General features: G+C 34.2%; 1 pseudogene. It reads right to left on the minus strand.

Going from position 1 to position 512, the window contains the following annotated elements:
• A pseudogene (locus tag HV819_RS11400) lies at nucleotides 1–512 on the minus strand (hypothetical protein); the annotation flags it as partial.

Raw genomic sequence — 512 nt, forward strand, 5'->3', positions numbered from 1 at the left:
TTTGTCTTTGTTTGCTTCCTCAATTTTCTTCTTAACTTCTTCTTTTTCTTTGTCAGTTAAGTTGTTTTTATCTTCGACTTTTGTCTTTTCTGGAATTGATGGATCGATTTTTTCAGCTTCTGTTTTTTCTCTCTCAACTATTGTTTGTTCTGGTGTTAGAGTATTTGTTGAATCATCTTTGTAAGTTAATGTTACGCTTCCATCGTCTTTAACTTCTACTTTTGTTGCTTCTGGATTTGCTTTCTTAACTTTTGCTTCAACTTCTTGCTTTTCTTCCGGTGTTAATTTCTCTTTGTTTTCAACAGTTGTCTTTTCTGGAGCTACTGCCGGATTCTTTTCAGCTTCTGTTTGAACTGGCTTAGCTTTCTCAACTATTGTTTGTTCCGGTGTTAGAGTATTTGTTGAATCATCTTTGTAAGTTAATGTTACGCTTCCATCGTCTTTAACTTCTACTTTTGTTGCTTCTGGATTTGCTTTCTTAACTTTTGCTTCAACTTCTTGCTTTTCTTCCG

The sequence above is a fragment of the Anaerococcus faecalis genome (assembly GCF_013371425.1).
Lineage (GTDB): Bacteria > Bacillota > Clostridia > Tissierellales > Peptoniphilaceae > Anaerococcus > Anaerococcus porci.